At 54.4% G+C, this 24,374-nt stretch carries 11 protein-coding genes; 5 read left to right on the forward strand and 6 right to left on the reverse strand.

Annotation, left to right across the window (positions count from 1 at the left end):
* Positions 1–18: 18 nt before the first annotated feature.
* The 4 genes from ACW73I_RS16530 to ACW73I_RS16545 form a co-directional block, all read right to left on the reverse strand.
* Positions 19–1,572, reverse strand: coding sequence for an efflux transporter outer membrane subunit (locus tag ACW73I_RS16530; protein ID WP_458030527.1), 1,554 nt, complete (start codon positions 1,570–1,572; stop codon positions 19–21).
* Positions 1,553–3,997, reverse strand: a complete 2,445-nt coding sequence (locus tag ACW73I_RS16535; protein ID WP_458030528.1) for a HEAT repeat domain-containing protein — start codon at positions 3,995–3,997, stop codon at positions 1,553–1,555. Before ACW73I_RS16535 ends, ACW73I_RS16530 begins: the two co-directional genes overlap by 20 nt.
* 77 nt (positions 3,998–4,074) lie before the next feature.
* Entirely contained in the window at positions 4,075–8,166 is a 4,092-nt protein-coding gene (locus ACW73I_RS16540) for a hypothetical protein (protein WP_458030529.1), read from the reverse strand.
* A gap of 69 nt (positions 8,167–8,235) precedes the next feature.
* Positions 8,236–8,655 carry a hypothetical protein gene (locus tag ACW73I_RS16545; protein WP_458030530.1) on the reverse strand — a complete coding sequence of 140 codons (420 nt, stop codon included), beginning with the start codon at positions 8,653–8,655 and terminating at the stop codon, positions 8,236–8,238.
* A 283-nt stretch (positions 8,656–8,938) separates the two neighbouring features.
* Between ACW73I_RS16545 and ACW73I_RS16550 the strand changes: the two genes are divergently transcribed.
* The 5 genes from ACW73I_RS16550 to recN all read left to right on the forward strand — a co-directional run bounded on the left by ACW73I_RS16550 (position 8,939) and on the right by recN (position 21,212).
* A complete protein-coding gene (locus tag ACW73I_RS16550) occupies positions 8,939–10,084 on the forward strand; it encodes an ABC transporter ATP-binding protein (protein WP_458030531.1) in 1,146 nt (381 codons plus the stop codon).
* Positions 10,085–10,228: 144 nt separating this feature from the next.
* The gene (locus ACW73I_RS16555) at positions 10,229–15,757 is read left to right on the forward strand and encodes a PAS domain S-box protein (RefSeq protein ID WP_458030532.1); all 5,529 of its coding nucleotides are present in this window, start codon (positions 10,229–10,231) and stop codon (positions 15,755–15,757) included.
* Between the two features lie 271 nt (positions 15,758–16,028).
* Positions 16,029–18,539, forward strand: a complete 2,511-nt coding sequence (locus ACW73I_RS16560) for an EAL domain-containing protein (protein WP_458030533.1) — start codon at positions 16,029–16,031, stop codon at positions 18,537–18,539.
* A 105-nt stretch (positions 18,540–18,644) separates the two neighbouring features.
* The gene (locus tag ACW73I_RS16565) at positions 18,645–19,529 is read left to right on the forward strand and encodes an NAD(+) kinase (protein ID WP_458030534.1); all 885 of its coding nucleotides are present in this window, start codon (positions 18,645–18,647) and stop codon (positions 19,527–19,529) included.
* 3 nt (positions 19,530–19,532) lie between these two features.
* Positions 19,533–21,212, forward strand: a complete 1,680-nt coding sequence (gene recN / locus ACW73I_RS16570; protein ID WP_458030535.1) for a DNA repair protein RecN — start codon at positions 19,533–19,535, stop codon at positions 21,210–21,212.
* A 77-nt stretch (positions 21,213–21,289) separates the two neighbouring features.
* On the opposite strand, the gene ACW73I_RS16575 is transcribed toward recN, so the two are convergent.
* Both ACW73I_RS16575 and ACW73I_RS16580 read right to left on the reverse strand, forming a co-directional pair.
* Positions 21,290–23,062, reverse strand: a complete 1,773-nt coding sequence (locus tag ACW73I_RS16575; protein WP_458030536.1) for a bacteriohemerythrin — start codon at positions 23,060–23,062, stop codon at positions 21,290–21,292.
* Between the two features lie 402 nt (positions 23,063–23,464).
* A complete protein-coding gene (locus ACW73I_RS16580) occupies positions 23,465–24,373 on the reverse strand; it encodes a DUF7281 domain-containing protein (protein ID WP_458030537.1) in 909 nt (302 codons plus the stop codon).
* Between the last annotated feature and the right edge of the window lies 1 nt (position 24,374).

The following is a 24,374-nucleotide window of genomic DNA, read 5'->3' on the forward strand; positions in this document are numbered from 1 at the left end:
CAATTTTAAACGTCCAACCTATTCCGCATTAGGCAGTATTTCCCCCCAATCCGTCCGTTCCGCCATGGTTTTTTCGATCTCGGCCGGGATGATGTTTTTGCCTTCCCGAAGCTCCCAACCGCCGCCCAGGGCTTTGTATAAGGAGATCAGATTTCGGGCGACTTCGCTTTGGGCCCTGGTTAGGCGGTCTTGTTGCTCGACCAAGAACAGCTGTGCGTTCAGCACTCGGTTGTAGTCTTCGATGCCGTCCCGGTATTGAGCCAGCGCGATATCGACGGCGTGGCGGGTCGCGTCGACGCTCACTTGCAAATCGGTGACTTGTTCGCGCGTTTTTAAAAATCCGATCATGGCGTCTTCGACTTCGCGCAAGGCGGCAAGCACGGTGTTTTGATAGAGGGCCAATTGCTCCTGAAGTTTGGCGTCCTGCACCCGCACGTTATTTTTTAGGCGGCCGTATTGCAAAATCGGCCAGGTAATGGTCGGGCCTATCTTGGCCGCCATGGCTTGCGATCCCAACACGTCGAAAGCGTCGATGCCTTGGGTGGAACCGGCCAAGGCGCCGATGCTGCCTTGCAGCGACAGTCTCGGAAACAAATCGGATTTGGCCACGCCTATCATCGCGCTCTGCGCGGCGGCTCTGAATTCTTCGCGGCGGACGTCGGGACGCCGGCGAACCACATCCGCCGGTATGCCGACCACCACTTCGGGAGGCGCACTGGGTATGGCTTGGGTATCCGTCAGATAATCGGCCAAACGTTCCGGCGGCATACCCAATAACACGCACAAGGCGTTTTTCGATTGCCGCAAACCGATTTCGAGCGCCGAGACCAAGGCTTTGGTGCCGTACAACAGCGACTTTGCTTGTTCGACATCCAGCACGGTGGCGATACCGTTACGATATTGGGCGTCGGCGATGCGCAAGCTGCCTTCCTGCAATTTCACATTTTCTTCCGCCAGCCTTAGCCGTTGTTCGAAAGCGCGGATTTGCGTGTAGGTGGCGGCGACTTCACCGGTTAAAGAAACCAACATGTCGTCGTAATCGAATTCGGATACCTCCAGCATCGCATCGGCCGATTCGATGCCGCGGCGGAATTTGCCCCAGATATCGACTTCCCACATCACATCCAAACCCATGCCGAATTCGGTGTAATAACGGTCGAAATCGGTAAAATTCGGCTCGTTACCGCTATGCTGGAAGTGCAATAATCGCGTGTTGATTTCCTGCGTCTGCGGAAAAATCCGACCTTTCGCTATGCCGAGTTTTGCCCTCGACTCCATGATGCGTATCGCGGCCGCCTGCAAACTCAAATTTTGTTGATAGGCGGTGTCGATCAGGCGGTTGAGTACCGGGTCGTTGAACACCGTCCACCATTGCCGAAAATCGCCGCGTTTAAACGCCGGATCATTCTGGTCCAGCCAGCTTTCGGAAATTTTCGGTTCCGGCGGCACGAAGTCGGGCCCCAGCTTGAAACAGCCCGTCATCAAGCAGGACAGCGCGATGGCGGCGGGCAACCGTTTCAGGTCGGCTTTCAAGTTTGTGCTAGCCACGGGATTAAGCATGCTTTTCCTCATGCTCGTCTCCGGCTCGCTTGGAAATTTTGATGGGTACGATAGCCGGCGCGGCCGCGGCCGATACGTTGGCAAAAGCGGCCGGATTCGCGCGGCTATTGCCTTGGTGGCCGACGATGACCGGTTCCAGTTTCAGCGCCGGTAAAACGACATAGCTGACGAATAAGGCAATCAGCAGATTCAGCGGCAAACAAACCAGCCAGAACGGCAAAGTCGCGGTCAGGTATTCATCGATGCGCATGATGCGAATCTGCTCGGCCGTATGCACCAGATAATGTTGATATTCCTGGCGGTCGAACGCGCGCATGAAATTCAACAATTGAAAAAACTCGCCGCTGCGATAGTTTTCGTAAGCCTGCCGCAAATACACGTTCAAGGATTTCAACTGACGTTTATGAAATTGCGGATGACCCTTGCCTTGCGTCCGCGCCAGATAGAACACCACGTCTTCCACGTTTTCCGCTTCCTGCGGCAAGGTGGCGTGGGGGACGATATAACGCCACATGCTGGGCCGGTCATGGTGCGCCTGGTATACGTGCTGTAGGTAATGCAGCATCACATCCAAGGTCTCGGGCGTATTCATCGCCAACAGCGCGGTTAAGGCCTGGGTTTTGACCAGCAATTCCTCCGGCGTTTTCCTTAGCGTTTCTACCCAGGCCGAAATCACTTGTCTTTCTTCATCGTTCCAGCTCGGCGACGCTTCGCCGACAATGGATTGACTGGCAACGCCATCGCTCAATAATAGATCGATCGCGTACAAGGCTTTCTGCTGGTCGCCTATATTGGCCAATGCGGTCACGGCCCAAGCCCTGCCGAATGCATCCGAGTTACTGCGGTAATTCTGCAGCATGCGTACGATTTCGGTGAATTTAGGGTCGCTGGAGCCCTGGGTGTCCCGGATCGCGAAATTGCCGATTGCGATAGCCGCCAGACGGCGCACTTCCGGATTCTGATCGCGCAGCAATTCGAGCAGCAGCGGCATGGTGTAGGGATTTTTCAGTTCGGCCAGGCGCCAGGCCACGTTCGCCCGCACCGCCGGGTCGGGATCGATCAGCAAATGATCGATGCGATCCGTGTAGGTTCGGCCAAGGGCCGCGACGATGCCCCGATACCGCTGTTCGGATATGCCAAGCAATCTTTCGCCGGGTTGCGGCGGGACATTTTCGGCGATTAATTTACGCAGGCTCTTCCGCACATAATCCTGCTCGAACGAAGGGCCGGAAAATTTTTCCAGCGCGGCGTATTTCTGCCGGTTCAGGAAATTCGCCACCGATTGCGCCGGCGCCACCTTATACAAGGTCCGCACCTTAACCCCGAAGGTATGCTCGATAAAATCGTCCAGCCGGGCTTGCGAATAACTGATGGTCGGCAAGACTTTATTCCGGTAGTCGAGCAAGGGCTGCAGCGCGGGCTTACCCATTGCGCGCAAACCGTCCAAAATGGCTTCGCGCTTGGCCAGATATAAATCCAGATAAGCCTGGTTCAGGCGTTTCAACCTTGGGTATTCTTCATCCAAGCCATCGTAAACTTTAATCAAGGGCTTAAACAAACGAATATCGGCGGCGAAATGCTTGACCATAAAATGGATCAAGTCCACTTTGTGGGATTCGTCGACCTCGTGATCTTGCAGAAGGTCCAATAAGGCATGGAAACGCTCCTCCGCTTGGCGTTGAACGAATGCGCTTTCATCTCTATCCAACAAGCTCCAGGTTTCCAGCAGGGTTCTGTAACGCGCCTTGGAGATGGCATTTTCCTTGAGCAAGTCTTCGACGTTTTCGCGGGTCAAGGCATGCCGGCGCATCGCCGTGCTATCCACCGAGGTCGCGTTAAGTTGGTTGTGAAATGCGGTCAGATCCTGTTGCTGCTGCTCCCGCAGGTTTTGCAGAACGTGGCGTATACGGGCGTCTTTTTCCATCAGCCCCCACAAGACATCCCAGCCCAGAGCCGACCTATCGACTTTGGCGGGATTAGGAACGGCAAGGTTTGACGGCCGCGCGTGGTCGGACGGCATTTCCGTAATCGGCAAACCCAGCAAGGCTTGCACTTTTATGTCGTCGACATTCAACGGCTTGGGCTGATTGTCGGAGAGGGCATCGAAGGGTTTATCGCCGTAGGGGATTTCGGCGATGCTGTATAAATAGCCGGACCAAAACAACAAAACAATCAGCGCGGACTGGTAGAACACCTTGCCCCAAAAGCTCGCCATCAAGGTTTTAAAGACCAGAAAGCAAACGATGAATACGCTTGCGCCGAATTGCACGGCCGGCGGCATCAAGGTCTCGGTAATCAGGAAAATGACCGACAGCGTCAAAAACGTATACAGCATCAGCTTGATCACAAGCTTTTCCCTATGATTCTTCGGCTTTTGCTCCGCCACCAGCAGTAGGAAGGCGAGCACGGCGACCACGATAAAGACGATGGGCAACATGAGGTGCGGCTCCTTTTTAGTTATTGTTATGAGTCAGTGGCCGACAAACGGCTGCGGATCAAGGCTAGATCGACTAATCAGGCCACATCGGCCAAATCTTTCCGCACCGGCTGTTTGTCCAGATGTCTGTATAGGAACTGTCTTTGGGCTTCATCCAAATAGGCGGTCGGCAAACTGATCTGATAATCTTTTTGGCTGTTATTGATGACGAAATGTTCTTCGTCGTCGATGGTTTGCAATACGCCGATAAATTTGCCGGCTTGGCGGTATTTGGGCACGTCGACCAAAGTGCCCTTGTCTTTGCCCGCCCCCGGATGCAGGCGAATTTCGGCCGTGGCCAGAAACGGATCGTCGTTTTTGTTTAAGTGGCTCAACGCGACGTTGATGGTATCGTCACCCAATGTGACAACGCCCAAGGCCTCGTTCCGCACCGGCATTTCCTGATTGAACGAAATCAAGGGTTGGCGCGGCGTCATGGTTTCCACATGGTGATCCATCGGTGAAACCGGGTGTTTGGTCGATTGAATCTGCGCTTGGTTGGCGGTATCGGCTTCGCCCGACAGGTTTTTCAAATCGATACCGAATTCCAGCAAGGCGTGATACAGCAGCATCGCGCCGGGCAACCAGCGGATCACGTCCCAAATCGCCTTATTGACTAGAGTCTTGCGGCGCTCGCCCAGTACGAATTCGACGATCAGACCGTCGGATAAATCGATCAAGCGGCGGTTGATCAGGCGCAGCAATTCGGGCGACAGCTTGCGGTCGTATTGCTTGCGCAAGGATTCCAGATTGTCCGACAGCACCATTTGATAGGGCCTGGCCGCCCAATCGTGCTGGTCGCGATTCATGTAATACGAGCCGTGGCGTACCTTGTCGCGCGATTGCGGCTGGCCGCCGTTGAAGCGTATGCCGCCGATCTGAGCGAAGACCATGACTTCCTCGGCCGCGTTATTGGCTTCTTCGACGCCCATGCGCTCGTCCGGCGTGCGGTGTATGGTCACGACGCCGCGATGGGCGCGGATGCCGAAGCGGTGCAGCGCATCCTGCACGGTATCGGCCCAATAGAAATAGGGCGTGATGAAGGCCGGCGCATTGGAAAACAGAGTGGCGTTGTAGCGCTCGATGATGCGGGCGATGTAACGCCGGTCTATATAGAGCTCGGCCCGGCCGCCTATGCGTTCCCATAAGGGCCGGCCCTGAAAATAGCGGATGCCGACATGGATCAGCCACAAAGCGAACAAGAACAAGGTGGCGTCCAGCACATGAGATAGAAACGGCACGCCGGCTATGTCCTGGAACGGCGCGGTCAACACCGCGAACACCGGCACGCCGAACAGCGTGGCGACAAAGATATAGGCCGCGAATACCGCATAACTGCGGATGAATTCTATGGTGTTTTCCGCCCTGGCTTTGGCTTCTTTCTCCAAGGCATCGGTATCGGGCGATGCGATCTCTTGGCCGGCGGAGCTATACCCAACCCGATTGGCGATTTCCACTTCGTAGACGGCCACCTGGAATTTACGGAAGGCGTCCAGATCGGCCGGTTGCAGGTCGTGGCGGATTTCCAGCCTTTCCATTTCATCGTGCCGGCCTTGCAGCTGAAACAGCCGGCGCATGTCCAACGCGCGTTGCGCCAAGTCCATCAGGATTTCGGTCAGCACGGCATGGGTGGCGACCGGTATCAAGGTGGCGGCCTCGGAACGGCGCCGGCCGCAACTGCCGTCCGGCGCCCAATGGCTCAGATTGACGAAGGTATTCGGCAGCAATGGATCTTCCGGATGGAAGCCTTGGCCCAAGGCCTGGGTCATCGAATTCAAGAAGCATTGGCTCAGCACGAAGCAGCGTTCGGAGCCGACCAGTTCGCGAGCCTTGCGGATCGCGGCCAAGGTCGATTGGGTTTGCGCGGAATTGCTGACGCCCAAGAACAAGGTGTTCTTGCCGTAACGGCCTATGCCCTCGCGGCGGGTACGCTTCATTTCCTTTAACACGTTACCGGAATTTTCCGCGCGTATGCGCAAGCCCGGCAAGATCGATTGCAAGGCCAGGCTGAACTCGTTGATCAGGTCCTGATTGAAATCGACACCGAACAAAACCAGATCGTGCTTATCGGAATCGCACAGATCATCCAATAGGCGCTCCAACAACAGATTGCCGAAGTTATCCATCGTCGCCCGGTTTTCGCCGCCCGGAGCAAAGGAATCGCGCACGCGGCGCAGAATGTAGGGGATGTCTTGAATGTCTTTTTTGACGTCTTCGCCCGGCACGAAATCGTGGCGGGTATGGCGGTCGATCTTCGGATTGCCGTTGACGTTGAACCAATCGCATTTGACGTCTTTATAGCGGCCGCTCAAGTCGGTATTCGGCGCCGGCAGCGTTTGACGATAGAGATCGTCATCCAGCGTGGCGCGGTTATAGATGCGGATCGGATCTTGCTCCGGCAACGGGCGATATTCGATGGTCGCGTATTGGCCGTCCTCCAAATAAATTTGCAAGGAGTCGTCGTCGGCATTGCCGAATTGCAACGCCGTGGTCACCCCCTGCGGTTCGGCACTGCCGAAGATTTCGCCTTGGCTGCGGTTATGACCGATGGAGAAGGCCTGGGTCAAGGAAAACACGCCGAGCCGCGGTTCCAGGGTGGAGCAAACCATCAGCGCGAATTCGCCGACGAAATCGCGCGAGGCCCGCCGCATCACGTAGGTTAAATCGTGCCGGTAAAAAGCCTGTTCGAAGGTTTGGATAAACGCTTCCGCCATTTCTGGCCGCATATGGCCGGCGACGCGTTTCGCTAAAATATCGCGCAAGCCTTGTTTGACCTCGTCTTCCAGATCATTGATCGAGCGGGCGTCCGGTTTTAAATGCGATGCCGAAACATCCGCGCCGACTTTATTCAACGCAATATCGATCTCTTCGGCCCAGGTTTGCAAAGGATTCAGATTGAAGCGGCCGCTGACGATGTCTTGGTTGTAATCCAAGGCCGCCGTGAAATAGGCGTAGCGCAAGGACTTGTAAGCCAGCCCTTGGGTAAACGTGAAATCCACCCACTCGGCCACGCTGCGCGAATCGGAATTGCCTTGCGAGGTCGTGACCGGCATCGCCGCCATGAAAACGGCCCTGGCCTCCATCTGGCTGAAATAATGCCGCACCGGCCGGCCGTCGACGCTCAGGTCCAGATAAACGCCGTCCATGTCGCCGTTATGCGCGATCATGTTGAATACTTCGCCGTTGACGTTTTGCAGGCCGCCGTCGACGACTCGATGGTGGGTCATTTGCGCATAATGCTCGTACCAATGCGGTTGAGCGTTATGCCAGTGCGTCGCCCCGCCGGTGGCGTAACGCAGGTGCAGCAAAATCGCTTCGAAATCGCCGGCCTTGCTGAAGCCTTCGCGGCGAGCCTTGGTCAGCAAGGCATTCATCTTGCGGCAAACCACTTTGACGATGTCTTCGCGCTTGCCTTTGACGGCCTTGTCGAAAATGATGGACAAGGCGCCCAGGCGCTTGACCAGGATCGAAAAGCCGCCGGACTGGCCGCCGCGGGTAGAAGCCTCCCGCGCCAGTATTTCGACCAACGCCTTCAAACGCTCCGATACCAGTTGCGGCGACGGCGATTTTTCCTGCGGATTCAGGCCGTAACGCACGGCAAAGGCCGGCCCGCAGTTCCATTGCGACGTATTTCCAAAGATTAGCGATCGAATATCCGGCCAGGACATCATGGCCAGTAAGGAGCTGAGCGCGAAGCCGCTCAGCAGGATTCGAACCGCTTCGTAGCCTATGCGGTATTGGAACAGCGCCTGTTCGAAACGATTGAACAAGCTTATCGCCAGCAGCAGGGCAAACGCGTTCATCAGAATTCCGCCGGCGGCGACCCAGCGGTTTTGCCAAGGCGATAGGTTTGAAATACTGATTTGGGGAGAATGACTGGAAAATTGCGGCAGAGCGCTAAACGGCATCAAACTTGCAGCTATTTGCCGCCAATTCATGCCTTCCAAAACGATGGTTTCATTTAGAAAACCGATCCGCCCCGTTGCCAGACAAAGATGCAAAGCGTGTCCGAAACCGTGAATGATTAAACTAACCGCATTGCATAAACGTAACGGCAGCAACATTAATTCGATAACGAAAGCGAAGACGTCAAACCGAAAAACGATCGCGTGTTTCATTTTTGCAAACATAATTCCGCCCCTTTTTTGCTTTTATTCAGGCTGAAAAATTGCGCTCCTTAGGCCGCCGTATTCGATCTTTTACGAGCACAAATTCTCGGTACGGGAGTTGGCGGCGTAAATAGTGCCTTGTGCGTCAACATGCCAGCGGTATCGTATTTCCATGCTCTTGCTGACCAAAAAGGCTCTTTCCACGATGTATCCGTCGTCGGTTTCGAAAACGCGCCAGCCCAAATCCCGCCGGCTAGGACGAATTTTATGATCCAACAGCTCGTCCACTGTTTCGCCGTGTATGCAGCCTTGATGAGTAACCAGGTTTTTTGCCGTTTGATAAGGATCAGCCGCGTATGCCGTCGGCGATAAGGTAATGACAAAGAGTCCCGCCAGCCATCGATAGACGGTTTGACGTTTCTCGCTTGCCGCTAAAACGGGAAACCCGACCATCATTTTTTCGGAAATAACAACTAAGAACGATATGAAATTCCACTTGCTTGTCATCATTAATCTCTCGTCTTAAATCGAAGAACATTCAGATCATCGATTGTTGATTTCTGCCGTTCGTATCAATAGCGATTGCTTAAATCCTGATCCCGACCTTCTCCCGAAGGAAGAAGGAACTGATTTCGCTTTTATGCCGCCTGATCCGGAATAAAAGCCTACACGATAAATAATATCGTATCAATATTATTTTGACTCGATCCTACTTATTAAGCCCTATCATGCGAAATCCCGATAGAATCGGAACGCTGATGACGTAAAAGCACCCAAGCAATAGGAGAGGAGAATGGCCGAAATAGCGCTAGAGCATGTCAGCAAACAGTTTCCGGACGGCACTATCACGCTGAAAGATGCCAGCTTCACGATACACGACGGCGAATTTTTCATCCTGGTCGGCCCGTCCGGCTGCGGTAAATCGACATTGCTGAATATGATCGTCGGCCTGGAAACGGTCAGCAGCGGTGAAATCCGGGTGGATGGAAAATTAGTCAACGGCTTGGACCCGAAAGACCGCAACATGGCCATGGTGTTCCAAAGCTATGCAATCTATCCGCACATGAGCGTCCGGGAGAACATTGCCTTTCCGTTGCGCATAGCCAAGTTGACGAAAGCGGAAATCGACGAGCGTGTCGACGCGGCCGCCGCCGTTCTTGAATTGACCTCGCTGCTCGACCGCAAGCCCGCCAGCTTGTCCGGCGGCCAGCGCCAGCGGGTGGCGATGGGCCGCGCCATCGTCCGGAAACCTGAGGCGTTTTTATTGGACGAACCCCTTTCCAACCTGGATGCCCGCCTGCGGGTACAAATGCGCGGCGAAATTGCCCGCCTGCAAAAACGGCTGGGCAGCACGATGATCTACGTCACGCACGATCAGACCGAAGCGATGACCCTGGGCGACCGGGTCGCCGTCTTGAACCACGGGGAGGTGCAACAGATCGGCACCCCAAAACAGCTTTATCATCGCCCCGCCAACCTGTTCGTCGCCGGCTTCATAGGCTCGCCGAGCATGAACTTGCTGCCGGCCCGAATCAAAGGCGCTCATCTAGCGCTGCCGTTTGCCGAAACGGAATTGACCCAAGCAGTCGCTACCGACGACGATTGGCTTATAGCCGGTTTTCGTCCGGAACAACTCAGATATACCCAGTCAAGGAACGCCCGGCCGGGCGAACTGATTTTCGAGGTCCACGCCGAAGCCACGGAATGGCTGGGCTCAGACCTATACGTCTATTTCGATGCGCAATGTCCCGTAAATTGGCCGACAAGCGCTTGGCCGGCACCGTTATCCGATAAAATTCGCAGCGACCGCCCCCTATCCGCGGTCGCTCGGCTCGATCCGTCAACAACCGTCGGCAAAGGCGACGTAATTTTCCTAGCGCTGGACACAAGCACCATGCATCTATTCGACAGGAGGACCGGAAAGTTGCTCGCCGCCTAAGCGGCCGAGCCTGAAAAACGATTTCCCGTTTTGTCTGATTATTTAATTTTTCATTAACAATCAACTGCATGAGGTGGCTCGGAAATCGGGATTGTTCCGAATACGCTATTATTTGAAGCCATCACGGCACATTATGCGAATTGAATGTCTATCAGATACCCAAAGTTAGAGATAAAGCACTCCGGCAATGCCAATGAGGCGCAGTCGTTGCTGGACGGCTTGCCGGATGCCGTATTGATCTTGAATGGCTATGGGCATATCCTCGGCGCGAACTTGACCGCAGTCCATCGTTACGGCTACGGCCTTGACGACTTGAAACAAATGACGCTGGAGAATCTGACAGCCCCGGAACTCAAATACAGGATTTCGTTGCAGTTCGAACATGTATTGAAATTCGGCGGCCTGTTTGAATGGAAGCTTCTATTAAAAGACGGCTCCGCGCTTCCGGTTGAAATATCCGCCCGCCCGATTGTCTTCCACGGTGAAGACGGCATACTCTGCTGCGTACGCGACATCGGCCCGCACAATAAATCGGAGACGGCGCCCGCCGGGCGAGATCATACGCTGGAACGGATATTGGACGCCGAACCGGGCAGTATCTATATTTTCGATCTGAACAAGCAGGCAAACATCTACGTCAATCGTTTTTGGCTAGCGGCCTTCGGCTACACGCTCGAAGAAGCCCAAGCCATGGGCGGTTCGCTGGCTTCCCGCATTTTTCATCCGGAAGACCTGGCGCTGATTTCCGCCCATCACGAATCCATGAAAGAGGCCAAGGATGATGAAATACGCGTGATCGAGTACCGCTGCCGGGACAAGGCCGGAAATTGGCATTGGATGATTTGCCGGGAAACGCCGTTCGCCCGCGACGAACAAGGAAAGGTCGGACAGGTTCTCGGTATTGCGTATGACATTACCGAGCGTAAGTTGAACGACAAGGCATTGGCCCGCGCTATACGCTCTTTACGTACCCTGAGCGCCTGCAACAAAGCGGTGGTGCAAGCAACCGGCGAAACTCAGCTGTTTAATCAGATCTGCCACCAATTGATTGCCAGCGATGGCTTTCAGATGGCTTGGATAGGCAAGGTGGAATTCGACGAAGCGAAAAGCGTGCTTCCCATTGCGGCGGCCGGCGATGAAACCGGTTATCTCAAGGAAATCAAAGTCTCTTGGGGCGACAATCAGTACGGCCATGGTCCGACCGGAACCGCCGTTCGCGAATGCCGTGAGACAGTCGTCCGCGATACCACGGACGATCCCGACTACGCCATATGGCGCGAGGCCGCTCGAAATCGAGGTTATCGATCCACAATTGCCCTGCCGCTATTAATTGAAAAGGGGCGATGCCAATACGTCCTGAATGTGTATGCCGCCGAACACGATGCCTTCGACGAGTCGGAGGTGGCGCTGCTGTTCGAATTGGCCCGCAATCTGGCCTACGGCATCCGGGCCTTGCGGGAGCGCCGGAATCTGATCGATGCCGAAGTATCGCTGGAAAAGGGGCGCCGCTTTCTGAAGACTTTGATTCAGACCTTACCGGATTTGGTTTGGTTAAAGGATGTGGACGGAACCTATTTGGCCTGCAATCCCCGCTTCGAGCAATTATATGGGGTCAAGGAAGCGGATCTGGTGGGCAAGACCGATTACGATTTCGTCGGCAAGGAACTCGCTGATTTCTTTCGGAATAACGATCTGGCAGCCATTGCCGCCGGCCATCCCCGGGTGAATGAAGAAGAGCTGACTTTCGCCGCCGACGGTCACCGGGAGCTGGTGGAAACCATCAAGACGCCCATGTTCGACGACCTGGGAAAACTCATTGGGGTATTGGGCATCGGCCGCGACATCACTCAGCGCAAGCAATCCGAACAAGCTTTACGGGAGAGTGAGGAACGGTTGCTTGCGGTTACCAACGCCGCCCAAGACGCGATCATCATGATAAACAACGATGAAAAAGTCATGCTGTGGAATCCGGCCGCGGAGAAGATGTTTGGTTATTCCGCCGACGAAATCATGCAAGATAATCTGCATGATTTTGTAACGCCGGAACGTTTTCTCCCTGCCTATCGGACCGGCTTCGCGGTATTCAAGGACAGTGGCCGAGGCGCGGCCGTCAATAAGACGATGGAATTGGCGGCCCGACGTAGGAACGGCGCAGAGTTTCCGGTCGATATTTCTATTTCCGCCGTCCAACTCAAAGGAAAATGGTGCGCGGTCGGCATCGTGCGCGACATCAGTGAGCGTAAAAAGGCCGAGGAGGCATTACGGGAAAGTGAAGCGACTTTTCGCTCGTTGTTCGAAAACATGCTCAACGGCTTCGCCTATTGCCGCATGATTTACGAGGAAGGTCAGGCACCGGATTTCGTGTATTTAAACGTGAATCAAGCGTTCGAAACCCTGACCGGTTTGAAAGATGTCGTCGGCAAAAAAGTCAGCCAGGTGATTCCACGCATCCGCGAAACCACGCCTGAATTGATTGAAACCTACGGCCGGGTTGCGATGACGGGAAGACCGGAACGCTTCGAATCCTATGTAGAACCCTTAAAAATGTGGTTTTGGATTTCGGTGTATAGCCCGAAGAAAGAGTACTTCGTCGCCATTTTCGATGTCATCAACGAACGAAAGCGGGCCGAGGAACAGTTGAAAATTACCGCAAGCTCGCTGGAAACCGCGCAGCGCATCGCTCAAGTAGGTTCCTGGCAATGGAATTTTCGCGCGGATGCGGTTCGCTGGTCGGCAGAGCTCTATCGGATTTACGGTCTGGATCCGTCTCTGCCGCCGATTCGTTACGCGGAGGTTGAGCGTTGCTACACATCGGAAAGCTGGGCACGCTTGAGCACAGCGGTTGAAAGGGGCATAAAAGACGGCATACCCTTCGAATGCGATGTCGAAGTGGTTCGGCCCAATGGCGAACATCGCTGGACGGTGTCGCGCGGCGAAGCCATTCGCGACGACCGTGGGGAGATCGTCGAATTGCGGGGCACAGTCCAGGACATCACCGAGCGTAAGCGGACGGAGGAGGCAATCAATGCCGCCAAAACATTCTTGGATACGCTGGTCGAAATGAGTCCGTTCGCCCTATGGGTTTCGGATTCAGAAGGCACCCTAACCCGGACCAACCGTTCCCTCCGCCAAACCCTCAAATTGAAAGATGAGCAAATCATCGGCAAATACAATGTGCTCCGGGACCGGAACCTGAAAAAACAAGGCGTGATGCACTTGGCGCGGAGCGTCTATGAACGGCACCAAGCCGTCCGTTTCAGTATTCCGTGGAATCTGGCGGAAGCTAAAGATATCGATTCCAAGGAGACTTGCAAGCTCTATATCGACGTATCGATGTTCCCCATTTTGGATACGTCAGGCAATCTCACTAATGTGGTATGCCAGTGGGCCGACGTTACCGAACATAAAAAGGCCGAAAATGAAATCCGTAAACTTTCGCAGGCAATCGAGCAAAGCCCGGAAAGTATCGTCATTACCAATCTCGACGCCGAAATCGAATACGTGAACGAGGCCTTTGTCCAGGCCACGGGCTACAGCCGCCAGGAGGCCCTCGGGCAAAACCCCCGTATCCTGCAATCCGGAAAAACGCCCGAGTCCACCTATATCGCGTTTTGGACGGCGCTTACCCAAGGACTGCCCTGGAAAGGCGAATTCATCAACCGGCGTAAGAACGGAGAGGAGTTTGCCGAATTCGTCACCGCCAGCCCGGTCCGGCAAGCCGACGGCCGCATCACCCACTACATGGTAATCAAGGAAGACATCACGGAAAAGAAACGCATCGGTGCCGAACTGGACAACTACCGTCAGCACCTGGAAGAATTAGTAGCCCGGCGTACGGCCGACCTGGCTACGGCCCAAGCCCGCGCCGAAGCCGCCAATCAGGCCAAAAGTGCGTTCGTCGCCAACATGAGCCACGAAATTCGCACTCCGCTTAACGCCATTCTCGGTTTTACGCATTTATTGCAGCGGACGTCGTCCGATCCCGTCCAAAAGGACAAACTAAGCAAAATTGACGCAGCCTCGCAACACTTGCTTTCAGTCATCAACGATATCTTGGACTTTTCCAAAATCGAAGCCGGCAAGTTGCATTTGGAAAGTAGCGGCTTCGCACTGGGCCGGCTGCTGGACAATATCCATTCCATGATCAGGCCGCAAGTCATCGAGAAGGGCTTGGAGCTAATCATAGAGAGCGACGAACTACCCAAAGTCGTTGAAGGCGACGCTACTCGACTGACTCAGGCTATCCTCAATTATCTGTCCAATGCCGTCAAATTCACCCACGAGGGCAGCATCACCCTGCGCCTAACCAAGCTGGAAGAAAATGAGCAGGAACTGCTGCTGAAGGTGGAGGTCGCCGATACCGGTATCGGCATTGCGCCGGAAAAGCTCGATACACTGTTTCACGCTTTTGAACAAGCCGACACATCAACAACCCGGCAGTACGGCGGTACCGGCTTGGGTTTGGCTATCTCGCGCCGCCTCGCCAAGCTCATGGGCGGGGAAGCCGGCGTGGAAAGCATTTTTGGTCAAGGCAGCCGTTTCTGGTTCACCGCCCGCCTGGGCAAAAGCACTCTCAGCTTGGCGGAATTATACGAACGTTCGTTGCTATCCGAACGCGAGATACATGATATCCGGCCAGGCGCGCGCATTCTACTGGTTGAGGATAATGTCATCAACCAGGAAGTCGCAGCGGAAATCCTGAAATCGGCCGGACTCAGGGTCGACGTCGCCAACAGCGGAACCGAGGCGGTGTCCATGGCGGAAAATGGCAACTATGACCTGATTCTGATGGATATCCAGATGCCGGAGATGGATGGGCTGCAGGCAGCTCGACACATCCGAGCCCTTCCCGGTTTGAAGGACCTGCCTATCCTGGCCATGACGGCCAATGTCTTTGACGAGGACCGGGAGCGTTGTATTGCCGCGGGCATGAATGATTTTCTGGCTAAGCCGGTCAACCCGGAACGCCTGTTTATCGCGCTGCGCCGCTGGCTGCCCGGTCTCGAATTCACATCTTCTTCTCAAAGCGACATTCATTTAACCTTGAAATCTTTAATGCAGATCGCCGGCTTAAATGTGAAGCAAGGCCTTAGAACGCTAGCGGGTAACGTTTCCGCCTACACGCGATTACTGCGCAAATACGTACGGGAATACGACGGCGCCATGACTCGCTTACGCAGCCTGCTGGCGGCAGGAAATCTCGCACAAGCACGATTACTCGTTCATTCTCTGAAAGGCAGCTCCGCCAATCTGGGGGCGACCAAAGTCCAAAACTTGGCGGCCGAGCTTGAAATGGCGATAAGGGAAAACCCAGTCGGTTTCGAGCTTGACAAGCTGGTAGACGCCGTGGAGATCGAACTCGATCACATTGCGACAGCACTCCGATCGATCTTGTCCGAACGGGAAGCCCGCGCCGAACCGGGCTTGTTGAATTGGGACGAAGTGTTTAAGGTTGTTGAAAGTCTACAACACCTTCTGGCTGCTTCCGATACGAAAGCGAATGAGCTTGCCGACCAATATGAATCCCTGCTTGAGGATGCCCTCGGCCCTCTGGGTGTGGAACTTATACAGCATGTCGAGCGATTTCAGTATTCGGAAGCCGAAGAGGTTCTGCGCAGAGCCAGTGCCGCGTATCCACAATTAGCGGGGATTGGCAATCGCCCCCCCGAATAGTAATGGTCAACGCGGATGTACCGGGATTTTGCAGATCGGATCTTGTACAAAAACAAGCAGATGTTACATTTATGAGTCATTGTTTGAAGAAGGCTTAATCGCAAAAGTTAACGATGGCCACGAAAAATAGGGGGAGCGGATTCGTCTGATGTCTGCTAATTCCATATAGGATTTGGTTCACCGGCAATCGAATAACCTTCGGCAATAAAGGGTAAGATCGGCAAACAATTCAATCATCATGATACCATCCGACACCAATCATTCATCAGACATGTCCGTTACAGTCACCATCCTGATTGTCGATGACAATCCTGAAAACCTGACTGTGCTGAATAAGATTCTTTTGCCCGTATATCGAGTGCTTGCGGCTAATTCCGGGCAACGCGCCTTGCGGCTAGCGATGTCCGATCCGAAGCCCGACCTCATTTTGCTGGATGTGATGATGCCGGAAATGGATGGCTACACCGTACTGGCGAAATTGAAAGCAAACCCGGTCACCAGCGACATTCCGGTTATCTTCGTCACCGCCATGGATTCGTGCGAGGACGAACGGCGCGGCCTCGAATTGGGGGCGGCAGACTACATCACCAAACCCGTACGGCCGGATATCGTATTGGCACGCGTACGTACCCGGCTGGAACTGAAGCGCGCGCGCGACCGTCTGCGAGACCAGAACGCCTTCCTCGAAGCCGAGGTCGCGCGACGGGTTGCCGAAAACGAATTGATCATGACATCGGCCGGCGAAGGAATTTATGGTACCGACACTCGAGGGTTGATTAACTTTATCAATCCCGCCGCGCTGAACGCGCTCGGTTACACCAGGGACGAATTGTTGGGACGGGATACTAGTATCATGCTGTTTAACCCCGCCGAAGAGATCAACCCGAAACTTCTCGAACAGTGTTTTTTACACCGTTGCCTGGCAGGGGAATTGTCGATTGAAAGAGATGAGGAAACCTTCTGGCGGAAAGACGGTACGCCCTTTCCGGTAGAGATGACCTGTGTGCCTTTGCGGCATCGCGACAAACTCATGGGGGCGGTGGTAACTTTCACGGATATCACCGAGCGAAAAACGTATATGGCGCAACTGGAGCGCAAATCCAACTTCGACGACTTAACAGGGTTACCGAACCGCAACCTGTTGACCGACCGCTTGTCGCGCGGTATTACTCTTTGCCGGACTGAGCGGATTCCGCTTACCGTGTTGGTGCTTAGCCTGGGGCGCTTTAGGGAAATCAACGAAGGACTGGGCCGTGCCTATGGCGACAAAGTGTTGCAGGAAGTCGCACTACGATTGGAGAAACTCGTGAAAGAGTCGGAGAGCGTCGCGCGGCTGGGCGGCGACAAATTCGTTCTGTTATTAGAGAATGACGGCAGCCTGACCGGACGAGAGCATCCCGTGCTGGCGTCGCTGTCGCGCCCGTTTTTGATCAATGGACAAGAGACTTTTCTATCGCCCAGCATAGGCATCAGCATCTTCCCCAAGGATGGCGAGGACGGTGAAACCCTGTTGAAAAATGCGGAGGCGGCTATGTACAAAGCCCGTGCCGCCGGCGGCAGCAGATTCCACTTCTATTCAGCCGAAATGAATACCCGGTCGCTGGAGCGCCTGACGTTGGAAAACGAGCTACGGCGGGCACAGGAGAAGGACGAACTGAGGCTTGTGTATCAGCCCCAACTGAATCTCCGCAGCGGAGAGATCATCGGCGCGGAAGCGCTGATTCGCTGGCAACATCCGCGGCTGGGACTGGTCTCGCCTGCGGATTTCATCCCCCTGGCCGAGGCAATCGGACTGATCGTCCCCATCGGCGAATGGGTTTTGCGCACTGCCTGCGCACAGAACAAGGCTTGGCAGGATGCCGGATTGCCCAATGTGACGATGGCGGTGAATCTTTCCGCCCATCAGTTTGTCGGCCAAAACATTAGCGCCTTGGTTGAAACAGTATTAAACGAAACCGGCCTTGACCCCGGTTTTCTGGAACTGGAACTGACCGAGAGCGCCGCCATGTATGACGTCGACGACTTCGTACTCATTACGCAAAAATTAAAGGCCTTGGGCGTGACCCTATCCATCGACGATTTCGGCACCGGCTATTCTTCGTTGAGTTACCTCAAACGTTTTGCAATAGACCGTCTGAAAATCGACAAGTCGTTCGTCGACGAAATTACCCAAGATCCCAACAATGCGGCTATCGCCCAAGCTGTGACAGCCCTGTCGCATAGTCTGAATCTATCGGTAATCGCGGAAGGCGTCGAAACGGAAGGCCAACTCAAAATGCTCAGCGCTCAAGGTTGCGACGAAATGCAGGGGTTCTATTTTAGTAAACCGGTCAGCGCCGCCGAATTCGAGTTGATGCTGAGAGAGGGCCGCAGGCTGGTTTTTCCGCCCGGTTACGATCTTTCCGAACGGATAGTTTTGCTGGTAGACGACGAAGCAAACATTCTCTCTTCGCTGAAACGCCTGTTGCGGCGCGAAGGCTACATCGTCCTGACCGCCTGTAGCGGACAGCAAGGTTTGGAATTAATGGCCACTCATAAGGTGGGAGTAGTAATTTCCGACGCGCGCATGCCGCATATGACCGGCGCGGATTTTCTTTCCAAGGTAAGGCAAATGCATCCCGATTGTGTACGCATCATGCTCTCCGGCTACACCGATATCCAAGCGGTAACCGAGGCTGTAAACAAAGGCGAAATCTACAAATTCCTGACCAAACCATGGGATAGCGACGATTTACGGGAAACTGTTCGGAAGGCATTTCTTTATAAGGAGGTGCGGCGTTAACTGACAGGAAAGGTCTTGCCGTTCCGGATGGCAGGCAGCATTCCCCGCTGGCCCTTAGATCATTTATTTGTATAATCCGGTCTATTTTTATCAAACAAGCTAATTATGCCCTCACCCTTTCATCGCGTCGGCATTGTCGGTAAGTTCGGCGACCCCGGCAATGCTTCAACATTGGTCGAGCTTTTCGAATTTTTGCAGGCGCGTGGGCACGAGGTATTAGCCGATAGTCAGAGCGCGGAGTTAATCGCTAGTGGCAACGTAAGCGGGCTGCACATCGATCGCTTGCCGGAGTATTGCGATCTGATCATTTCTGTTGGCGGCGACGGGACTTTCCTTGCCGCAGCGCGCGCCACGGCCGATTTCGACATTCCGGTCGTCGGCGTCAATCTCGGCCGCTTGGGCTTTTTGGTGGACATATCGCCCCAGCAACTGACCAGCCGCCTGGAACAAATTCTGGACGGCCGTTTCAAGAGCGAAAGCCGAGTACTGCTGCAAGCCAGCATCTTTCGCGACGGAGAGGTCACTCACCGGCAAACGGCGGTGAACGAAGTGGTCGTGCATCGTTGGGTCACGCCCAGCATGATAGAAATCGTCACCAGCATAGACGGCGTCTATTTGAATACCCAGCGTTCCGATGGCCTGATCGTCGCTACACCGACCGGCTCCACCGCCTATTCCTTATCGGCCGGCGGCCCTATCCTGCATCCGGCATTGCACGCATTGGTATTGGTGCCGCTGAATCCCCATACGCTGTCGAACCGGCCAATAGTCATAGACGATGACGTTGAAATCACCATCAGTTTCAGTCAGACCAAACAGATCAACGCCTTGGTCACCTGCGATCATTTGGAAATTCCCGATGTACTGATCGGCGACAAGATCGTCATCAAAAAATCGGACAAGGCCATCAATATCCTGCATCCGGAAGACCACGACTATTTTCATATCCTGCGAAGCAAACTTAACTGGAGTAGCGGTTATACGCCCTAGCTTATGCTGTTAAATCTGAATATCATCGACCTCGCCGTCGTCGACGCGCTCGACTTAGATCTGGAGCCCGGCATGTCGGTCCTGACCGGCGAAACCGGCGCAGGCAAATCCATTCTGTTGACGGCATTGGGTTTGGCGCTTGGCGACCGGGCCGACTCCGGCTACGTCCGCCCCAACAGTAAACGCGCGGAAATCAATCTGGAATTCGACCTGAGCAAGGCACCCTTGGTCATGCACTGGCTGAAAGAGCAAGAGCTGGACGCCGAGGACCAATGCTTGATCCGCCGCACGATCGGCAGCGACGGCCGTTCCAAGGCTTACATCAACAACCGGCCGGTCAATCTGCAAACCTTGCAGTCCTTAAGCCGGCAATTGGTGGAAATCCACGGTCAACACGCCCACCTGACCCTGCTGGACAAAGACGAACAGCGCTTGCTGCTGGACGGCTTTGCCGGACACCAAGATTTACTGGATCAACTCAACCTGTGCCATCAGAACTGGCGGCAAGCCCACAAAACCCTGCAGCAATTGCTCAAGGCCGGCGCCGACAAAACCGAACGCGAAGACCTATTGCGCTATCAATTGGAAGAATTGCAGCAGTTGGACCTGGAGAACTTCGATTATCAAGCCTTGGTAGACGATCACAACAAACTCGCCAATCTCGGCAATATTCTGACAGTCGGCCAGCAACAACTGGACATACTGTACGACAACGACCAGCAATCGGTCGCGCAAATGCTGGGCCATTGCCTGCACGCCGTCGGCGAACTGTCGCAGTATGCGGGCGAATTGAACGAAATCGCCGAAATGCTGGCCGAGGCCGAAATCCAAGTCAGCGAAGCTTCCCAGCAACTGCGCCGTTTTCTGGAAAATCAGGAGGCCGATCCGCAACAACTTGCCGCCCTGGAAAATCAGATCGGCATCATTCAATCCCTGAGCCGCAAACACAAAGTTCCAGCGGAACAATTGCCGCAACTGGCCGCACAACTATCTGAAGAATTGGACAACATCAGTCACAGCAGCGAGCGCATCGAAAGCCTAAGCGCAGACTGCGAGAGCCTGTTAAAGCAATACCGGCTACTGGCCCAAAACTTGTCCGCCAGCCGCCGTAAAGCCGCCGACGAATTGCAGCGCCGCATCTCGGACACGATCAAGGAACTGGGCATGCCGCACGGCGAATTCGCCGTCGAAATATCGAATGACGAAAAGGCCGACCCGCAGCGCAACGGCAACGACCATATCGAATTTCTGGTCAGCACCAATCCCGGCCTGCCGGCCAAACCGTTGGCCAAGGTGGCATCGGGCGGCGAACTGTCGCGCATCAGCCTGGCGATTCAGGTCACGACCAGCACCGACAAGACCACGCCGACGATGATTTTCGACGAAGTGGATTCCGGCATCGGCGGCGGCATCGCCGAAATTGTCGGGCAAAAACTCAGGCGCTTGAGCCGCAACCGCCAAGTCTTGTGCGTCACCCACTTGCCGCAAGTGGCTGCCCAGGCGCACCAACACTTATTTGTCGCCAAAAACCAGAATGCCGAGGTCACCTCGTCTACGGTCAGACGGCTCGGCAATGAGGAACGGGTCGATGAAGTCGCTCGCATGCTGGGCGGCGTAACCATCACCGAAAACACTTTAGCCCATGCGCGCGAGATGTTGGAGTCAGCCGCAATCAGCGGCTAAGACCTATTTGAGCCACATCCGCCGCACCGCGCGCGTTCAGCCAAGTCTGACGCAATAAGCAAACTGCCGCTCGAAACTCAATCGGTTTGGCGCTTAGCGGAGGCTTTGCTTAGCCATTTAAGAATGGTAGCGTATAAGTGACTCCGGTCTATGGGCTTGATGATATAACCGTTCATGCCGGCGTCCCGGCAACGTTGTTGGTCGTCATCGAAGGCGTTAGCGGTTAAGGCCAGAATCGGAACGTGTTCGCGGCCGGCGATGGCGCGAATTGCACGTGTGGCGTCCAAGCCGTTCAGGCGGGGCATTTGGATGTCCATTAGTATCAAGGCATATTCGTATTTCTCGGCTAAGCGCACCGCGATTTCACCGTCCTCGGCTTGGTCCACCAGCAGCCCTACGCTTTCAAGTAAATAGGTCGATATCTCGCGGTTAACGGGTTCGTCCTCGGCTATCAGCACGCGCGAGCCGGCGAAATGGTCCAGTAAAACCTGATCCTCCAGGCCGTGCCGTTGCGCTTCCGGTTGATCTACGTTATCGAAATGCTTGTTTAGGCGCGCGGTGAACCAAAAACAACTGCCTTGCCCCGGCGTGCTTTCTACGCCAACATCACCGCCCATCAGTTGCGCCAACTTTTTGTTGATAGCCAGCCCTAAACCGGTGCCGCCATATTTTCTGGTCGTTGTCGCGTCGGCTTGCTCGAACGCGCGAAACAATTTGGGAATCTTGTCCGGCTTGATCCCGATACCGGTATCCTGAACCAGAAACCGTACCAACACGCCGGTATCGTCTTCTTCGAGCAACTGCGTGCTTATCGTGATGCTGCCTGCGTCGGTGAATTTGAGTGCATTGGTGCTGAAGTTGAGAAGCGCTTGTTGCAAACGCGTGGGATCGCCAAGCAAATTACGGGGTAATTTTTCCAAACAAAGGATCAATTTAATATTCTTTTCGCGCATGCGGTCGGCAAGCATGGAAGCCACATTTTCCACCAGGCTTTCGACTGAGACATGCCTTTGCTCCAGCTGAAATTTTTCCGCTTCTATCTTGGACAAATCCAGCACATCGTTGATGACGCTGAGTAGATGCTTACCCGCTTGATCGATTTTATTCACGCGCTCTTCCTGTTTCGGCGGCATTCCTTCGTTCTTCAGGATGTGAACCATGCCGATAATCGCACTGAGCGGCGTGCGAATTTCGTGGCTCATATTAGCCAAAAAGACCGACTTGGCTCGATTGGCCGCGTCGGCCTGTCGCTTTGCCGCTTTTAGTTTCTCTTCGATCTTCTTGCGCGCGTTGATCTCCCGCGTCAAACGTACCGTGTTGTTGGCGAGTTTGTCATACATCGTCATCACCGTATCGATCAGCACGCGCGTGGAACCGGCCATCTCGTTGTCCGATACTTTTTTGGCACTCTGCAGCGACACGCCGGTCGGCAGCGCCAACACCACCTTCGCCATGCGCTTGTCCGACTCCAATATATGAAAAGCCAGCCAGTGGGTTAGGAATTTAACAATGTCGGCGACGACGTCGTCGATAGTTTTACTGCATTGCTCGTCTTTAAGCCTAATGACTTCATCGATGAAATCGTGATGCGCATCTCTGTGCCGAATCAGCCAAGCATCGTCGGAAAAATGCTCCTGCCAGATCAGCTCTTCGGTGGCAAAATGCGTGGCCGTGTACTGTCTAAGTTCTTCGAATATCGCGTTAAGCGCCGGCGCGTCGGCCTGATAAGCTAAATGAGCGACTAATTTGTTCAGCAACAATACCAATGTTCGGTGCTGGGCATCGACGACGGATAGGCCGGTTTCAAAATTTTCATTCCATGGAAAAATTTCAACAGTTTCGGTTTGCATAAAGGGTTCAAGGTCTGTAAGTGCAGAAGCAAGAAGCGATTTCCGCGCTACTTCCCGATCGGCTAGCAAAGCAAGCACGCGTGACCCTGAGTCTATGCCATCTTACAAAACATGCAAGATGTATAAGCCTATCTCAAGGCTAGCCGGCCCGGTTGTTCAGCGAACTCGACCGGGCTTGCCGTATGCCTCGTAACGCCTTCGGTGGCAATATCGAATGTTGAACGCTAAGGATTCGGCCAAAAACAACTTCCCGTTTTGCCGGTGCGAGCCCTGGGGCATACCGAATGAGGAACGCCGCGAACCCTTCCATGGGGGCTTGACGGCCGTCCTTGCCGCCGACATCCTCACTCGGTACCTCCCCAGTGACCATTGCCGTATCGGGAAGTTATTTTGGACGATATCCTAAGCGTTGCCTTCTCTTTCGATGGGTATCAACTCGAGAGGCATATTGTGGCTAAACATGTGTTCTTGTCGAAGCGAGTTGCGATGATTTTGCAATGTGAAAACGAGCTGCTTGAACGGTTCGGATAATCCATTCGAATCCGATAAGCCAAGCAGATAGTTCATCGCCTGGGACTGAGTATCGAAACCGGCTTTGTTGGCGTAAGGGCCGTTTAATAAATGTTCCCATTCGTTCTTGCTTGGCCCCAACCAAAAACTCGCTAAAGGCAAGGTCAAGGCGATTTCCAGGCCCTTGGGATCCATGTCGCTGAACACGATGACGGTTTTGTCGCTGCCGAAGCGCCGGACAAATTCGCGGCAGGCACCGGCTGTGGCGCCGCTTTTGTAATCGCCGCGGTAGACCCAGAGGGCGCGCGGGTCGACGCAAGGAATCCGCCAAGCGCAGCATAGCGGCATGATGGCCAGATTTTCGACGACTACGATGGTTTGATGCTCGACGCTACGAATGCCCGAATTCATGCAAAGCAGGCCGGCCGAGCTAAGGCCATGCGGATGCAATGCTATTTCCTCGCCATTGACCCGGATGATACCGTCGGCGCCGTTCAATAACAGATGATCGTCGCCGGCCGGTTTGGACGCCAGTTTTTCGTCGGCATGATATTCGGCCATCCGCAAGCGGCCTTCGGGTAATTTTTCGACCGAAAACGGGTCCAGGCCGACTTCTTTCAAGACCTGCCGGCGCAGGTAGCGTTTGTTTTCGGCAGTGAAAATCAAGCGGTTGTTACCGACATAGCCGCAGCCATAGTGCGAGATGACTCTTTGGCCGATAGCAGTGATCATACGTTCCGTCGTTTGATCCGGTTTGTCTCTGAGCAATTGGCTGATCCACTGATAAATTTTCCTGTCCACG

Source organism: Methylomonas sp. MgM2 (genome assembly GCF_054172045.1).